The organism is Paraburkholderia ultramafica (assembly GCF_902859915.1).
GTDB lineage: Bacteria > Pseudomonadota > Gammaproteobacteria > Burkholderiales > Burkholderiaceae > Paraburkholderia > Paraburkholderia ultramafica.
Genome location: NZ_CADIKK010000010.1, coordinates 125,892 through 138,784, shown reverse-complemented (window position 1 = coordinate 138,784; position 12,893 = coordinate 125,892). Strand labels below are relative to the sequence as shown.

The following is a 12,893-nucleotide window of genomic DNA, read 5'->3' as shown; positions in this document are numbered from 1 at the left end:
ATCCCCGCCACGCCGCTCAGGCCAGTTGCGGCTTGAACGGATACTGCTCGATCTCGCCGCCGCGCGCGACGACCGCCGTGCTCTCGGGAATCTCCTGCCACCAGCCCGCCAGGTCCGCGAGCGGTTCCGACAGCACCAGAAACGCATCCTCGCCGACCGCCGCGATGCGCGGATCATCAGGATACAACGCGTGCAGATGACGGAACGACGTACTGTGAAACAGCGAGCGCGAGCGCCCCTCGCTCGAATAGCGCACCGCGACGATCTGCTCGCCGTCGGTCGCGCACACGGTCATGTTCAGCGGCTCATCGACGCCGTGCTTGCGGCCGGTTGCCTCGACGAAGGCCACCATCCGTTCGAGCGCGGTGACCGGCGCGAGCGCCAGGCCGAAGGTCAGCGCGAGGAAAAACAGCACTTCGGAATCGGTCGAGCCTTCGATGGACGGGAACAGCTCGGGGTCGATCGCGAGCATCAGATCGCGGCGCACCGCCGGATAGTTGCGCACCAGCCCGTTGTGCGCGAACAGCCAGCGGCCATAGCGGAACGGATGACAGTTGGTTTCCTGCGACGGCGTGTCGGTCGCCGCGCGTATGTGCGCGACGAACAGCGGCGCGCGAATCGCCCGCGCCGCTTCGCGCAGATTGCGGTCGCTCCAGGCCGGCTGGATGCAGCGGTAGCGAAACGGAATGTCGGTCGGATGTCCGTACCAGCCGATCCCGAAACCGTCGCCATTGGTGGTGGTGTGGCCGAGCCGCGAATGCAGGCTCTGGTCGATCAACGAATGTCGGGCATTGAACAGCACCGTTTCGAGCTGAAGCGGGTTGCCGGTATAAGCGAGCCAGCGGCACATGAATGCTCTCCTGTCGGGTACGGCTGAGTGGCCCGGCACGGCGTGCCGCCGGGCTCGGGTTTATTTGGCCACCGGCGGCATCGTCGCGATCGGGATCAGGAATTCGGAGACGCCGGTCAAGATGATCTGCACGCCAATGCACAGCAGCAGGAATGAAGATACACGCATCGCGACCTTGGTTCCTTCCGCGCCGAGGTACTTGGCGAAAACCGCCGCGTGGCCGTAGACGAGATAGACCGTGACGCCCACCAGCAACGAGATCACGACTGACGCGATGCTCGACGTGACGAAGTCCGAGAGTTTGTGCGTACGGTTCGCGGTCAACGCGACGGCGGTGGCAATCGAGCCCGGCCCGGTGGTCAACGGAATGGTGAACGGGAAAAACGCCTTGGACCGCGCATTCTCCGCGTCGACACGCTTGACCTTCGACTGCTCGACCGGTTGCGTGTCGGGCGCATTGAGCATCTGCCAGCCGGCGACCGCCACCGCGAGCCCGCCGCCGATGCGCAGCGCCTCGATGGAAATGCCGAAGAAGTGCAGGATCGGCGTGCCGATAAAGAACGCCACCAGCAGCACACATATTGCATTGATGGCAATTTGCCGCGCGAGCGCGGTACGCTCCTCGGTGGTCAACGAAGCAGTCCGGTCGAGGAAGACGAAAGCAATGCCAATAGGGTTGATGATGCTGATCAACCCGGTAAAGCCAAACAGAATGTCCGCGATCAGGCTATCGACCATGTGCGTTTTTTTCCTTGTCTGGCGGCGGCCTGGGTGGCTCGACAATCCGTCCGCACTCCCCAGGACACCACGCCATGTTGATGAAGCCGGACCGCTCAACGCGGTCCGGACAATGCTCGCACTGCGTGGCCAGATCATATCGCGGCGCGCCAGCCGAGGCCGCAAAAAGCCGCGCGACGCCAGCCATCCTACCGCGTGCCGCCGCATGCGCGCCGCCTTGCAGCGCAGCAAGCATGAGCCGAAAGATGCAGCCACAACTTTCGGAAAGCCTACACTTTTTTGACCTGCTTTACGTAACCAAAGTATCCGGCATACAGTCCTCGGCGAAGCCGCACTTTCAACGAGACGTACTTACCGGTTCGAGGAGTTGCCCCTATGTTGCTTCGTGTACTCGCCGCGCTGCCGTTCATCGGCATTCTGCTCGGTGTCCCGTTTGTGAATCGCGTCGAGCCGCTGGTGCTCGGCATGCCGTTCGTGCTCGCCTGGATCGTCATGTGGGTGGTGCTGAGTTCGATCCTGATGGCGATCGTCTACCGTCTGGACCCGGCCAACCGCAATTTCGTCGCCGAAGGCGAGGAGGTCCGATCATGAGCGCCCTCGTCATCATCGCGGCCGTCACGCTGTTCGCCCTCTTTCTCGGCGTGCGCGCGCGGCGCGGCCACGACATGAGTCTCGAACAGTGGAGCGTGGGCGGCCGCAGCTTCGGCACCGCCTTCGTGTTCCTGCTGATGGCCGGCGAAATCTATACGACCTTCACCTTCCTCGGCGGCAGCGGCTTCGCTTACGGCAAGGGCGCGCCGGTCTACTACATTCTCTCGTACGGCACGCTCGCGTACGTCCTCTCGTACTGGATGCTGCCGCCGATCTGGCGTTACGCGAAGCAACACCGCCTCGTGTCGCAACCGCACTTCTTCTCGCGCAAATACGAGAGCCCGGCGCTCGGCACGCTTGTCGCGCTGGTCGGCGTCGCCGCGCTGATTCCGTACCTCGTGCTGCAACTGAAGGGACTCGGCATCATCGTCGCGACGGCGTCGTACGGTGCGATCTCGTCGACGGCGGCCGTGTGGATCGGCGCGGCTGTCGTGACGTCCTATGTGATCGTGTCCGGCGTGCGCGGCTCGGCGTGGAACTCGGTGGTGAAGGACCTGCTGATCCTCGCGATCGTGCTGTTCCTCGGCATCTATCTGCCGCTGCACTACTACGGCAGTCTGGGCGACATGTTCCGCGCGATCGACACCGCCCGCCCTGGCTTCCTGACCTTCCCGGCGCGCGGCTCGAGCGTGACGTGGTTCCAGTCGACCGTGCTGCTGACGGCGCTCGGCTTTTTCATGTGGCCGCATACGTTCGGCTCGATCTTCACGGCGAAGGACGAACGCATCTTCCGCCGCAATGCGATGGTGCTGCCGCTGTATCAGCTGATCCTGCTGTTCGTGTTCTTCGTCGGCTTCGCGGCGACGCTGCGGGTGCCGGGCCTCAAGGGCGGCGACATCGACCTGTCGCTGTTCCGCCTGTCGTTGCAGACCTTCGACCCGTGGTTCGTCGGCGTGATCGGCGCGGCCGGCGTTCTGACCGCGCTGGTGCCGGGCTCGATGATCCTGACTTCCGCGTCGACGCTGCTCGCCAACGACGTGTATCGCGGCATGGTGAGCCGCAACGCGTCGGATGCCACGGTGGCGGTGCTGGCACGCTTTCTGGTGCCAGTGGTCGCGCTGGTGGCGGTCGGCTTCACGCTGAACGGCGGCGAGACCATCGTCGCATTGCTGCTGATGGGTTACAGCTTCGTGACCCAGCTATTCCCCGCAGTGATTTGCAGCCTGTTTCCGCGTAACCGCGCAACCAGGCAAGGCGCGTTCTGCGGGATCCTGGCGGGCGTCGCCGTGGTCGCGCTCACGACCACGCTGCACTGGAGCGTCGGTCAGTTGATGCCGTTCCTGCCTGACGCGTTGAAGGACATCAACATCGGCTTTCTCGCGCTGGCGGTGAACGTGGTCGTGTTCGTCGTAGTGAGTGCGGCGACGCAGCCGCGGCCGGTTGAACAGACGCACGCATCGGTGCAGTAAGCGCTTTTACTCGTAGTGCGTCATGGGGCTGCTCGCTTGAGCGACAGCCCCCTCCGTTTTTATGTCGTGTGTACAGTTGCGCGAGCGGCACCCAGACGGCCGGATACTTGTACCTCGCGACATCGAGCAGCAGCGCGCTGTCGCTCGCGACATCGTACGCGGCGAGCGGCGACCAGTGCCCGCCGCCCGTCTCGCCGATCTCCACCCGCCTGAAGTTCAGCAACACAAAGCGGCCCTGGCGTAGTGCGGTGTCGCGAATCAGAACGCGAAACTGGTCGAGCGTCAGGTCGCCCGCATGGTATTTCGTCACGTCGACCGGCAACGCGCTCAGCGCCGCGCTGAGTTGATCGAGCGTCATGCCCTCTTGCGCTACCTGCGCGGCGTTGGCCACTTGCGGATCGATTCCGCGAAAGAAATCCTGCTGCGCGAAACTGTGAATGGAAAGGCATGACCGATCACCGGCGTCACCAGGTCATCAACGACCGGACGCGCCGCGAAGTCAAGCTGCCCCCCCACCGCAACTACAACTGCAACGGCCGCGACGCAAACGTCATAAGGCAAACGTCATACGGCCGCCGTTCGCCCCGCCGGCGCGGCGAATGCGTAGCCGTTCTTGCCGCTGCGCTTGACCTGATACATCGCGTCGTCGGCGGCGGCGACGAGGCGGCGGTAGTCGTCGACGGAATCGGGAAAGCTGGCGATGCCGATGCTCGCGCGCACGAGGCCGATCCCCATCTGCTCGTCGGTACGCACCACGCACGCAATCAACCGCCGGGCGATGTCGGCGAGTTCCGCGTCGGTCGCGAACGCGCGCACCAGCACCGCGAATTCGTCGCCGCCGATCCGCGCGACAAGGTCGGTCTTGCGCACCGATTCGCGAAAGCGCGTGGCAGCCGCGATCAGGAATTCGTCGCCGGCGCGATGCCCGAGCGAGTCGTTGACCTGCTTGAATCCGTCCAGATCGATATACAGCACCGCAATCCTGTGAGCCGTTGCATCGGCGGTCGGCATCCTCGCGGCCTCTTCGAGCGCGACAAGCAACTTGCGCCGGTTCGGCAAGCCCGTCATCGAATCGTGCAGCGACGCATGCTCGAACTCCTGCGACTGACCTGCCAGTTGGAGATTGCGTTTGGCGTACATGCCCAATGCGGTGATCAACAGGCAGAACAGCAGCGCCGCCAACGCGATCAGCATCCGCGCAACGTGAGTAATCCGCATGCGCACGTCGGCGCTATCGGCGTCGCGTTGCGCGTGCCAATACGCGGCCACGTTGCCGAGCAACGCGTCGGTGTCGGCCAGGCTGGCGTCCGGGGTCAGTGTGGCAGGCGGAATGTGCGGCGCCGTGGCTGGGCTCGCATTCACCAGAGCCGCGAGCGACGCGACCCGCCTGGCGAGTTCGGCGCGCGCGCGCCGATAGCCCTGCGCGTCAGCCGGACTGCTGCCCGGCATCTGCTGCCAGACGCCGACCTGTTCGCGCGCGCTTTGCGCGCGTGCGGCCGCTTCGAGAACGAGGCTCGCATATTCCTGCTTCAACTGATCGGAAAAGACCGTTCTGAGTTGCATCGCCAGGTACAGCAGGCCGATCAGCAGACACAGCAGCGACGCAACGGCGACGCTCGCGGGTCCTGGCCTGAAGCGCGTCGGCACGCGTGCGCGATCCGCGCGCCGGCTCTGGAGCGACTCAGGGATGCGAGTAGATGTCTTGTTGCTGGCGTCCGTTGTCATGTTGCCGATAGCTCACGCGTCGAAAGAACAGACCCATCCGGGCGAACAGACTGTTCTTATGTCTCGCGTTCGCCGCCGAAGCGCGCCGCTCCTGCGGCGCGAGCCGTGCGTCTTTGCCTGCTCGGCCAGCGGCGGATTGCTGCGCGGCGGGATCGGCGGGGTTGGTTGCGCGCCGGCTCGAACGGAGTGAAGGCGCGGCTGTGGCTGACGCAGCGGGTGTGGCGTCGGCTAGCGTGGCTTGGGCACTCGCCGCCGGGACTTGCGCGACCGGCCCCGACCAGACCGCCTGCTTGCTGCCTTCTTCGCCGTCCGACTCTAGCGCCGTTTGCGCGGTTGACGGGGTGCTGGTCGCCTGTGCGCTGATTGGCGCCGTGGTGGGCGGTGTGCTGGATGTGGCCGCTGCAACCCGAGGCGCGGGCGCGGCATTTGCGGGCGCGGCAGTTACTACGGTTCCTGTTGTTGCTGGTGCTGGTGCTGGTGCTGGTGCCGTCGTCGTCGCGGCGGTTCGCGGCGCGGCCGCCGGAACTGGCGGCCGAGTGGAAGCGGCCGATTTCGCCGCCATGCTCGCTGCCGCCGCCCCCGATGCCGCCGCCGGCACGCCGAGCGCCTGCCGCGCACCCGTCATGGCTTCGGCATACGCCTGCTGATCATGATTGAACCAGACGCCGTAAGCGACCGTGCCCACCACGCCGAACGCCAGCGCGCCGGCCGCCGACACACAGAGTACCAGCCGGCCGAAGCGCGGTGGCGAGGCATTCGTCTCGTACAGGCCGTCGGCTTCAACGGAACCGGGATCCGGGCCATCTGGTTCGGATTGAGGCAAGTCGGTATCGTTAGCCATCGCAATAGCTCCGGAATACGTCCTACTTCTGGCTGACAGGCCACCATCAGACTTCGATCACGCGACTTCGCAGGGTCGATGCAAGTGCTGCTGGGGAATGTAACTCTCTCCTCAGCCGACCACAACACAATGCCACCGCGCTTTGGATGTTGCCGCGCAACGCGGCTTCACAACACGGAGAACAGGTAAAAGGTTCAACACGGCATAGCGCCGCGAACCTTGCCGCTGGCCTCGGCTGCCTCTGCCGCAAGGGTTCGCAAGGGGGCGCGCGACAGGCACGCGTTACGGCTTTCCGACATGCAACAACCACGCCTGTCGAAGTGTCGCACGCTCCGCTCGACGCTCGCCGCTTTAAACGCGATCGGCCCGAGATGTCGTGTGCTTAAGCTGCTACTGTTCAAATTCCCAAAATAATGTGCGTGCAGTGGTAATGTCACGTCCGCCTGCGCCCGCGCATGGCCGCACCGGCCGCACCTGGCTTAACGTCATCGGTCCGCAAAAAACCATGTCCAACGTCTACATCCACCAACCGCTCACGCCATTTCGCCGCGCTCTCGCGCGCTTCTCTCTCTCTCTCCGAACCGGCGAAATACGCGAAGCTGACGCTGGGCCTCTGGATCGGCTTCGCCATTCCATCGCTGCTAGGTTATCCCGACGCCGCCGTCTCGCTCGCCGGCTCGACGATGCTGACTCTGGCGCTTGGAAGCTCGATTTCGGCGGCTAGAAGCTATTTTTACAAGCGCGTACTGTCCAACGTTGTGGCAATGCCGCTGGGCACGCTGCTGATCTGGCTGACCGCGCCCAATCTCTGGCTGGGCGCGTTGCTGCTGCCGGTGGTGATCTTCAGCATCGTCGGCATCAGACCGTCGTTGTTCCAGATGACCAGCGTCACCGTGCCGATGACCCTCGTGCTCTATACCGGCGAACACATTCCGCTGCTCGAACAGCGCCTGATCGGCGTGGTGCTGGGCATGCTGCTCGGCTTCATCATCCAGCAGGTGGCGTTTCCGCCCGATCACGGCTACTGGGCGAACACGCTCGTCAATGACGGCAACGAACAGTCGACCGACACCCTCGCGCAACTGGCCGCCGGCAAGCTGGACCGCGCGCAGATTAAACCCGCCGCCGCAACACTGCGCGCGCTGAGCACCAATCTCAAACAGGCGCATCTGCTGTTGAAAACGGATATCGAACAGGCATGGGTGTCGCCGCATCTGAAGCGCAACCGGGCCCGGCTGCCGCTCTTCGCGTGCTACCAGGAAGCGTTCGATTCGCTGGTCAACTTTCTGGAGACCATCGACACGTTCCACGATCAGTTCGCCGCGCTCGACGCGCCGTGGCGCGAAGCCTTCCTCGCGCGCCTCGCCAGGCTCGTGGCGGCGCACCGGCAATTGGCCGAGGCCGCCGACCTGCGGGTTGAACGGCCGCCGCTGCCGATGCCGCCGCTGCACATGGAGGAGTTGCGCCACCTCATCGAAGACTTGCCCGCCTCCAGCGTGTTCACGAGCGTGTATCCCGGCCACCTGACCGGCTACGGCATTCTGCTTTGCCGCCTCAGCGAACTGCATACCGCCTGAGCGCCTGCTCTCGAGCCAGCCTGCGTGACGCCGCGCCTCGCTCGCGGCCGCGCTCACTGCACGGTGATCGTTTCCTTCATGTTCGGATGGATGGCGCAAAACACCTTGTAGACGCCAGGCTTATCGAACTTGAACTGATACGTGTCATTCTGATCGAGCGCCGGGGAACGGAACATGCCGGCTTCGTTCACGACAATATGCGGCTCCCCATCCAGGTTCTTCCAGGTCACGGTCGATCCGGCTTTGATCGTGAGGTTCATCGGCGAAAACATGAAATTCTTGATCACTACCGCATTGGGCGTTTGCGCGTGCGCCACGCCAAATCCCGCCGACGCCGCAATCAACGCAGAGCTGCCGAGCAGAATAAAAAACGCGCGGCCAAGAAAAGTAGTTTGCATGACTGATCTCCTGAGCGTGAGAAGGGTCTGATATCAAGCCAGCGTCGTATCGGTCAGCGTCGCCTTCAGCGGATGACGCGCGACCCTGATACTGGTAACGCCGAGCATCCTGGGAAGCTGATCGCCTGGCACCTTCAGCGGCAGGGGGCCGGGGCCGTTGCCGGCGGTTGGCTGCGGATAGGCCGTCGAACGCGCGGTGTGGAAGGTGATGTTGCCCTCGACCTTCGTCACGATCTGATGAATGTGGCCGTTTATCACCGTCACCGAGCCGAAGCGCTTCAGGTAGTTCATCGCCTGGCCGGCATCGCCGGTGCCCCAGCCCCACGGCTCGTAGATCGTCCACATCGGCATGTGCGTGAAGACGACGATCGGCGTGCTCGACGAGCGTCCCTTGAGATCGTTTTCGAGCCACTCGAGTTGCTCGCCGCCGAGACCGCCGAGGCCGTTCGGCTTGAAATGCATCACGTTGACGAGGCCGACGAAGTGCACGCCCTGGTGGTCGAAGCTGTAATAGCCTTTATTGTCCGACGCCTTGCCGAAGCGGCTGAAGTATTCGGTGCCGGGGCCGTCCGTCACGTCGTGCTCGCCGGGCACGGTGTGCAGCTCGGTGATCTTCAGACCCGACATCAGTTGCGCCGCGAGATCGAACTCCGCGGGCTTGGACAGATGCGTGATATCGCCGGTATGGATCGTCAGCGCGGGTTTGACCGGCATCGCGTTGACGAAGTCGATCGTCTGCTTCAGCGTGCCCGCCACGTCCGGATTGGCTTCCTTGTTAAAGCCGATATGCGAGTCGCTGATCTGCAGGAACAGCGGCACGCCCGTTGTTGCCGCCGAGGTTTTCGCGTCGGCGGCGAGCGCCAGTTCCACCGGCGTGAGCACGCCGCCCGACAGCACGAACACGGTGCCCAGGCCCCCGAACGCAAGACATTTCAGCGCGCCGCGACGCGCCGGATCGAATGAATCATGTGACGACATGGTGACCTCACGATAAGGACTCGCAGGCAGACCGCGGAATCGTCCGGGGACGGCCCTTGCGGCTCGGTTCATGAGGCTTGACTGGCGGTGCGCCGGTTTTATTCCAGGGTTGTGCAGGGGGAGTCAATGCGGTCGTCGCGCTGGCGGGTTTGTTGCAGTGCAGCTGAGGGTTCGGTACGCCTGGAACCCGCCTGGTTGTCAGTGCCTGGCCGCCGCCCTGGCGTGCGACTTGCTAGCCGTTCACCGCCGCGACGATCCGCGCGCTCATCGCCTTGTCGGGCAGCGGACCCGAGCCGGCCCGAACGTTGTCGGCCATGTATTGCGGACGACCCGTGCCGGGAATCACGACCGTCACCGCCGGATGCGCGAGCACGAACTTGAGCAGAATCTGCGCCCAGCTCGTGCAACCGATTTCCGCCGCCCACGTAGGCAACGGCGTTTTGCCGACACGCGCGAGCAAGCCGCCGCCGCCAAACGGCTGATTGATCACCACACCGATACCCAGCTCCGCCGCGAGCGGCAGGACGCGGTCCTCGGCGGCACGGTCGTCGGCGGCGTAGTTGATCTGCACGAAGTCGGGCTTTTCGCCGCGCATCACGGACGCGACTTCGCCGAATGCACTCGATGTGTAATGCGTGATGCCGATATAACGAACCCGGCCGCGCGCTTTCCAGTCGCGCAGCGTGGCGAGTTGCGTGCGCCAGTCGAGCAGGTTATGAACCTGCATCAGATCGATGCGCGGTTGCTGAAAGCGGCGCAGCGATTCTTCCATCTGCGCGATGCCCGCGTCGCGTCCCTCGGTCCAGACCTTGGTGGCGACAAAAGCCTTGCCATGTGCGTCGAGTTGCGTGAGCAGCGCGCCGGCGACGGCTTCCGACGAGCCGTACATCGGCGACGAATCGATTGTCGAACCACCTGCTTCGAACAGGAAGCGCAGCACCTCGGCGAGTTGTGCGCGCGCGGCGGGATCGTCGCCGACGTCGAAGGTGCGCCAGGTGCCGCAGCCTACCACCGGCAAGCGCTCGCCCGTGGAGGGAATCACGCGTTGCGCCACGCGTGGCAGTGCCGTCGTCGCGGGGCAATTCGGCACAGCATGTTCGGGGCGCGTGCTGCACGCCACACAAGCACCCTGCTTCCGCGACGGCGCGGCAATGACCGCTACCGGATGAGATGCCCGCAGATCGGCATGCTGCTGAGCCGCGTGAACCACGACGGCTGTCCGCCGCCAGCCGCCGCGAACTGATCCGCAGCCATCGCGGACCCGGCGGCGGCGCCGATCGCGATGACCACGATCGTCATCCGGCGCAGCCGTCCAACGCGGCCGCCGAGCGGGTTCGACACGCTTCGCCAACCGGCCAGCAAGGTCATCGCCAGGGCAATGATCGCGCAGCACATGAGCTGTCCTTCACGCGTGCGCCACGGCGTGCGTCTCACGCCTGGGAAACGGATTGCGCCATGCTTCGAACGCGTTCAGCTGATCGTGCCAGCGCTGCACTTCCGGGAATTCGTCGAGCGGCATCGCCGCGCTCTTCGCGTACGGCAGCGTCACCGCGACGGAAAAGTCCGCGACCGACAGGTCGTGTCCGAGCAGCCACTTGCGACCCTTGAGGTACTGGTCGAGCACGCTCGCATGCTTGCGAAAAAAACCCTGCGCTTCGGCGACCTTCGACGGATCGGGTTCGCCGAGTCCGACCCACGGCTTGATCAGGTACTCGAAGTAAAGCGAGCCGGCATGCCGGTATAGATGCTGGCTATTCCAGCTCAGCCAGCGCAAGACGTCGATCTGCTGCTGAACGCTGCGCGGCCAGAGTTCGGACTCCGCGCGCTGCGCGAGATGGCAGATGATCGCATCGGCTTCCCACAGGCTTTTCTCGCCGTCGACGAGGCTTGGCACCTTGCCGTTCGGATTGATCGCGAGATAGTCCGGCCTGGTTTGTTCGCCCTTGCGCAGATCGACGAATACATAATCGATTGGCAAGCCTAAGTATCCGGCAACCGCGCAGGCCTTTCGGGGCGCTAGCGTTTCAGCATAATAGAGCTTCATGTTCGACCTCGGTATACGTTGACAACGTTGGAGTCCGCTTCAATCGTCCGCGCTTTCCAGCTCGGCAATCAAACCATCCAGCTTCTCGAATGACCCGCTCCACCCGGCCTGATGACCGTCGCGCGCGGCTTCGTCGAAGAACTGCGAGTGCGTGAAGTTCATCTCCGTGCCCTCGTCGACCGGACGCAACCGGATCGTCACGAGAGACCGCCGTTCAGGCATCGTCACCCACTCCCACGTGAAGACCAGCTTGCGGTCCGCCTCGACTTCCTGATATTCGCCGCGGACGTCGTGCGTTTCGCCATCCAGCGTCTGGAACACCACGCGAAAGCGGCCGCCCACGCGCGGATCGGCTTCGGCGCTCAGCACCGGTCCCGCGTCGGGCCCCCACCAGCGCGCTATCAGTTCGGGACGTGTCCATGCCGCGTAGACCCTTGCCGGTGGCGCCTTCAGGTGCCGCACGATCGTCAGGCTGGGCTTTTCTTTGATCATCCTTCTTCTCCTTCGACAAAATCGGCAAGCCGATCGAGACTCGCGGACCAGAAACGCTCGTAGCGCCTTAACCACGCCATCGCCTCTTCCATCGGACCGGCGACGAGTTCGACCGACACGGTACGGCCGCTCTTCGTGCGCGCGACCAGGCCGGCATCGCTCAACACGTCGAGGTGCTTCATGACCGCCGGCAGTTTGAGCGGCAGCGGACGCGCGATTTCCGTCACCGACAGACCGGGCTCACGCTCGAGACGCGCGAGGATGGCCCGCCGCGTGGGGTCCACGAGGGCGGAAAACGTACGATCGAGTTGACTGACAGGAGACTTCACCATATGGTGAACTATATGGCGCCAAGCGTGCGACGTCAAGTTTTTTGTGGGTGCGAGCGTGAGCAAGCGCGCGAGCGCGGCTACAGCACCGCGTCGCGACGGCTCAGCAACTTGTCAGCTACAGCAGTCCGTGACGCTGCAACTCATTCGACAACTCGGCAGCACTGACGAACCTGTACCCTTGCAGGCCCGCATCGATCGCGCCGTTCACGTTGGCGTCGGTATCGTCGACGAACAGCGTCTCGGCTGCGCGCACGCCGAGTTGTTCGACGCAGCGAAGATAAGTTTGCGCCGCCGGTTTCGCCGCGCCGAACGCGGCCGACGAGTAAACGTGCGAGCCGAACAGTCGAGCCACCGGCGGATTCAGATAGCCGATGTGGTCGGTCAGCAACCGGCAGTTGTTCGTCAGTATCGCGATACGGTGGCGTTCGGCAACTTTGCCGGCGAGCGCGAGCACGGGCTCGTTGGGCGTGATCGACGCGTGACGCGCCGCGAGCCAGTCGTCGCGACTGACTGGATAGTTCAGCAGAGCGCCTAGTTCGCGCAGGTATTCGTCATCGCTGATCAGGCCGGCGTCGGCGCGCGCTTCGAGGCCCGAGCCCCAGATCGCATGCCGCACAGCCTCCGCCGTGCGGCCGGAAATCGCTGCCATGCGGTCGACCCGAGCAGCGCGGTCGTAGTGCGAGAGGACGCCCTCCATATCGAACAGAACCAGCGTAATCGATGCAGTCATGCTGTCGGCCTCGCGTCGAAAGCTTTCAGAGATGAAGGAACTGCGTGGCGCAATCACGCCGGGCGATTGCCGGCTTATATTTTGCATCGACGAATTGCCAATGCCATGTGGTGAGAAAAAACAAAAGA

16 protein-coding genes are annotated in these 12,893 nt (G+C 64.1%); 3 read left to right on the top strand and 13 right to left on the bottom strand.

The window, feature by feature from the left end; all coding sequences use genetic code 11:
* Positions 1–16: 16 nt before the first annotated feature.
* Entirely contained in the window at positions 17–850 is an 834-nt protein-coding gene (locus tag HV744_RS12910) for a class II glutamine amidotransferase (protein WP_175149894.1), read from the bottom strand.
* A 60-nt stretch (positions 851–910) separates the two neighbouring features.
* Positions 911–1,588, bottom strand: coding sequence for a MarC family protein (locus HV744_RS12905; protein WP_175149893.1), 678 nt, complete (start codon positions 1,586–1,588; stop codon positions 911–913).
* Between the two features lie 375 nt (positions 1,589–1,963).
* Between HV744_RS12905 and HV744_RS12900 the strand changes: the two genes are divergently transcribed.
* Together HV744_RS12900 and HV744_RS12895 are read left to right on the top strand one after the other, a co-directional pair.
* Complete coding sequence (locus tag HV744_RS12900) at positions 1,964–2,179, top strand: DUF3311 domain-containing protein (protein WP_175149892.1); 216 nt, start codon at positions 1,964–1,966, stop codon at positions 2,177–2,179.
* Complete coding sequence (locus HV744_RS12895) at positions 2,176–3,648, top strand: sodium:solute symporter family protein (RefSeq protein ID WP_175149891.1); 1,473 nt, start codon at positions 2,176–2,178, stop codon at positions 3,646–3,648. Before HV744_RS12900 ends, HV744_RS12895 begins: the two co-directional genes overlap by 4 nt.
* On the opposite strand, the gene HV744_RS12890 is transcribed toward HV744_RS12895, so the two are convergent.
* The 3 genes from HV744_RS12890 to HV744_RS12880 form a co-directional block, all read right to left on the bottom strand.
* A complete protein-coding gene (locus HV744_RS12890; RefSeq protein WP_246279021.1) occupies positions 3,542–4,039 on the bottom strand; it encodes a phytochelatin synthase family protein in 498 nt (165 codons plus the stop codon). The genes HV744_RS12895 and HV744_RS12890 overlap by 107 nt on opposite strands.
* A 173-nt stretch (positions 4,040–4,212) precedes the next feature.
* The gene (locus HV744_RS12885) at positions 4,213–5,373 is read right to left on the bottom strand and encodes a GGDEF domain-containing protein (protein WP_175149890.1); all 1,161 of its coding nucleotides are present in this window, start codon (positions 5,371–5,373) and stop codon (positions 4,213–4,215) included.
* The gene (locus tag HV744_RS12880; RefSeq protein WP_175149889.1) at positions 5,330–6,214 is read right to left on the bottom strand and encodes a hypothetical protein; all 885 of its coding nucleotides are present in this window, start codon (positions 6,212–6,214) and stop codon (positions 5,330–5,332) included. Before HV744_RS12880 ends, HV744_RS12885 begins: the two co-directional genes overlap by 44 nt.
* A gap of 764 nt (positions 6,215–6,978) precedes the next feature.
* Between HV744_RS12880 and HV744_RS12875 the strand changes: the two genes are divergently transcribed.
* Positions 6,979–7,791, top strand: coding sequence for an FUSC family protein (locus HV744_RS12875; protein WP_246279020.1), 813 nt, complete (start codon positions 6,979–6,981; stop codon positions 7,789–7,791).
* Between the two features lie 53 nt (positions 7,792–7,844).
* Here HV744_RS12875 and HV744_RS12870 read toward each other — a convergent pair whose 3' ends face one another.
* From HV744_RS12870 to HV744_RS12835, 8 genes are all read right to left on the bottom strand, one after another.
* A complete protein-coding gene (locus HV744_RS12870) occupies positions 7,845–8,189 on the bottom strand; it encodes a cupredoxin domain-containing protein (RefSeq protein ID WP_175149888.1) in 345 nt (114 codons plus the stop codon).
* Positions 8,190–8,222: 33 nt separating this feature from the next.
* Entirely contained in the window at positions 8,223–9,167 is a 945-nt protein-coding gene (locus HV744_RS12865; RefSeq protein WP_175149887.1) for a metallophosphoesterase family protein, read from the bottom strand.
* A 232-nt stretch (positions 9,168–9,399) separates the two neighbouring features.
* Positions 9,400–10,257 (bottom strand): aldo/keto reductase, encoded by an 858-nt coding sequence (locus HV744_RS12860; protein WP_246279019.1) that lies wholly within the window; start codon positions 10,255–10,257, stop codon positions 9,400–9,402.
* A gap of 68 nt (positions 10,258–10,325) precedes the next feature.
* Positions 10,326–10,562, bottom strand: coding sequence for a hypothetical protein (locus HV744_RS12855; protein ID WP_175149886.1), 237 nt, complete (start codon positions 10,560–10,562; stop codon positions 10,326–10,328).
* 10 nt (positions 10,563–10,572) lie between these two features.
* Complete coding sequence (locus HV744_RS12850; protein WP_175149885.1) at positions 10,573–11,211, bottom strand: glutathione S-transferase family protein; 639 nt, start codon at positions 11,209–11,211, stop codon at positions 10,573–10,575.
* 39 nt (positions 11,212–11,250) lie between these two features.
* The gene (locus HV744_RS12845) at positions 11,251–11,703 is read right to left on the bottom strand and encodes an SRPBCC family protein (protein WP_175149884.1); all 453 of its coding nucleotides are present in this window, start codon (positions 11,701–11,703) and stop codon (positions 11,251–11,253) included.
* Positions 11,700–12,035, bottom strand: coding sequence for an ArsR/SmtB family transcription factor (locus tag HV744_RS12840; RefSeq protein WP_175149883.1), 336 nt, complete (start codon positions 12,033–12,035; stop codon positions 11,700–11,702). The genes HV744_RS12845 and HV744_RS12840 overlap by 4 nt, the downstream gene beginning before the upstream one ends.
* Positions 12,036–12,150: 115 nt before the next feature.
* On the bottom strand, positions 12,151–12,765 hold the full coding sequence (locus tag HV744_RS12835) for an HAD family hydrolase (RefSeq protein ID WP_175149882.1): 615 nt from the start codon (positions 12,763–12,765) through the stop codon (positions 12,151–12,153).
* Between the last annotated feature and the right edge of the window lie 128 nt (positions 12,766–12,893).